Annotated in this window: 4 protein-coding genes; all 4 read left to right on the top strand. The window is 31.8% G+C overall.

Going from position 1 to position 2,981, the window contains the following annotated elements; translation table 11 throughout:
- Window positions 1-236: hypothetical protein (locus ACI3VO_RS12375; protein WP_439758210.1), on the top strand; the 236-nt coding region annotated here is incomplete at its 5' end.
- Entirely contained in the window at window positions 236-424 is a 189-nt protein-coding gene (locus tag ACI3VO_RS12370; protein WP_439758209.1) for a hypothetical protein, read from the top strand. The genes ACI3VO_RS12375 and ACI3VO_RS12370, both read left to right, overlap by 1 nt.
- Window positions 408-1,958, top strand: coding sequence for a DNA polymerase (locus ACI3VO_RS12365; protein ID WP_439758208.1), 1,551 nt, complete (start codon window positions 408-410; stop codon window positions 1,956-1,958). The genes ACI3VO_RS12370 and ACI3VO_RS12365 overlap by 17 nt, the downstream gene beginning before the upstream one ends.
- Window positions 1,959-2,051: 93 nt before the next feature.
- Window positions 2,052-2,981: GIY-YIG nuclease family protein (locus ACI3VO_RS12360; protein WP_439758207.1), on the top strand; the 930-nt coding region annotated here is incomplete at its 3' end.

Raw genomic sequence — 2,981 nt, 5'->3', positions numbered from 1 at the left:
TAAATCTAGAGACATTAGGAGACTTTTGTGCTGATTCTGGGCAGGTTGGAGTATTTCTTTTAGATGAAGTATTAAAATATAATCCAGAATTTGATTATCATCTAAACAACCTTTGGACTACTACTCTTATTAAGGATTTTGATGGAGATATAGAATATTACGTTGATGCTGAGAATCAAGCTCACATCCTAGGTTCTGGAAATATAAATTTCTGTACTATACAAACAGGATTTTAATGAGTAAAATAAGAGAATTAGTAAATAATCTTCTGAAGAGGCAAGAGGAGAAGGTAACTTCTCTGATTGCCTCTGATTCAGAAGATACAATAGAATTTAATAAACTAATATATCTAAAGGATGTAGAAAGAGAATTAGATTATTTAGAAGATATTGCTAAAAAATTCGATAATGATCTATTTAGTTAGTAATCAGAAACAGCTATTTGAATCTGATAAATATAAAGAATTAAGCCCAGAGAATGCTATAAGTATGCTATCTAAGGAGACATTATTAGGTGCAGATACTGAAACAGAAGGAATGAATCCTTACAATAAAAAACTCCTTACTATACAGTTAGGAACAGAAGAGTTTCAGATAGTATGGGATTGTACTACAGTTAATATTCAATTATTGAAACCAATTCTAGAGAATCCTAATATTAAAACAATTTGGTGGAATTATTTGTTTGATGGAAAATTTCTATATCATCAAGGAATAATCCCAGTAAATATATATGATGGAATGCTGGCCGAGAAACTAATGTGGTTGGGCTATCCCCCTGGTATGCATAGTATGTCTTTAAAAGCTGCTGGGGAGTTTTATTGCAATGTAGAGTTAGACAAATCTATAAGAGGTAAAATTATTCAAGTTGGGTTAACTCCTGATACAATAGAATATGCTGGATTAGATGTTAAGTATGAAATTCCAATTTATAAAAAACAACAGGAACTCTTAAAAGAAAAAGACTTATTAAAAGCATCTGAATTTGAGAACGAATTTGTGAAGGTTCTGGCTTATATAGAATACTGTGGGGTAAAGTTAGATATAGATAAGTGGAAAGCCAAAATGAATAAAGATCTTGAAAGGAGAGATAAGTATAAAAGGGAGTTAGATGACTGGGTTTCTGATTATTTCCTAGAACATAAAGGAGACAGCAGGAACTACACCATAGAGTATAGCTATCCATACATAATAGATGGAAAAGTAATTAATGATGAAATCCCTGAAAATTCGACCCCAGTAGGACAAGAAACAGTTATATCAGATGATGGAACAACTTCTATATATAGAATAGTCTTGCTAAAAGTTAATTTTGTAAAATATGATTTTCAGGGGGATTTGTTTTCTGGATTTGATACTAAGCCTAAATGTGTAATAAATTGGGATAGTCCTAAACAAGTAATACCTCTGTTTGAATTACTAGGATTTAAATTAGATACCTTTGATAAAAAGACTAAACAAAAGAAGAAATCAGTAGAGTCTAACATAATAGAGCCGCAAAAACATATTAGTCCGATAGCAGAAATCTATTTGAATTATAAAGCAGCCCAAAAAGTTGTTTCAGCTTATGGAGATAATTGGCTCAAAGCTGTAACTAAAGAAGATGGAAGAATTCATCCTAGCTTCTATCAATTAATGGACACTGGCAGGCTAAGTTGTGGTGGAGGAGAATCAGGTGTAAATGTACAGAATTTACCTAGTGATGCAGAAACTAGATCATGCTTTGTAGCGGAAGAAGGCAATGTATGGATCAGTTGTGACTATCAATCTCAAGAGTCAAGGCTAATTGCATCTATAGCTAATGATCAAGCTATGATTGATCTGTTCGAGAATGGCTGTGGAGATGTTCATAGTCTAGTAGCTAAAATGTCCTATCCAGATATTATAAAAGACACTCCAGTAGAGGAAATTAAAGCTAAATTTAAGCATTATCGTCAAGAAGCCAAGGGCATCGAGTAAACAGTAAATATTCACTTTGACAATTTTTAACATTTTAGATTTTGCTAATTGTCTTTTATTTTGTAACTTTGTAGAAAATAAAATCTACGAGTTATGAATATAAAAATAGAAAATGACAAATTAGAAAATTTGAAGTTAAAAGGAATTTATAGAATCACTAATCTTACTAATAACAAATGTTATGTAGGAAGTACTTGGAAATCTTTTAGATCAAGGTGGAAACAACATGTAAGTAAACTAAACTGCGGAAAGCATCATTGTAATCATTTACAGGCTGCGTGGGATAATTATGGAGAAGATAACTTTGAATTTGAGATACTTGAATTAGTTAGTGATAAGGATATACTATTAGATAGAGAAGCTTTTTATATAGAAAAGTACAAAGCTTATATTGAAGGATATAACGAAAATCCTAATCCTAATCTATCTCCTATGTTCAATGAAAATTCTCGTATTAAAAGCTCAGAAACTCATAAGAGGTTATGGAGAGAACTAGAAGAATCTATGACTGAAGAAGAATTTGCAGAATATAAAAAGCAATATTTGGAAGCAAGAGGGCTTATAAAAGGAAAAGAACCTTGGAATAAAGGCAAAAAAATGACAGAGCAACAAACTGAGAAAATGAGAAAACCTAAAGTCAATGGGGTTTCTCAGGCAATGAAAGAGGTTCATAAGAAAAACTCACAGCGTTTTAAAGATAAAGCTGATTATGTTATAGTCTATGATGATGATAATAATTGGTTTAATACATTTTGGTGTAATTCAGATTTAGTTGAATATAGCAAATCCGAATTTAATAATTTACCCGTTAAGATTAGAAAAGGAGGTACTAGAACTTTAGATCCTTCAAAAATAACTAATCATATTAAAGACGGAAAAGCTTATAAAGGTTTATATTTTAAGCGAGCTCCTAAGAGCAGGAAACTCTCTTATGCAAATGAGGCGAACTCATGGAAAGCTGAAACCGAGCCAATCATGAGCCAAGCTGAAAGTACACTTTCAGAAGGTGCAGAGACTACTGGA

The sequence above is a fragment of the Intestinibacter sp. genome, assembly GCF_051866655.1.
Taxonomy (GTDB): Bacteria; Bacillota; Clostridia; order Peptostreptococcales; family Peptostreptococcaceae; genus Intestinibacter.
Note: the sequence above shows the minus strand (reverse complement) of the source record. Positions and strands in the feature narration are given on the sequence as shown.

Coding starts and splice junctions, on each gene's coding strand:
- ACI3VO_RS12370 (WP_439758209.1), top strand. CDS start 236: ATGAGTAAAATAAGAGAATTAGTAAATAATCTTCTGAAGAGGCAAGAG.
- ACI3VO_RS12365 (WP_439758208.1), top strand. CDS start 408: ATGATCTATTTAGTTAGTAATCAGAAACAGCTATTTGAATCTGATAAA.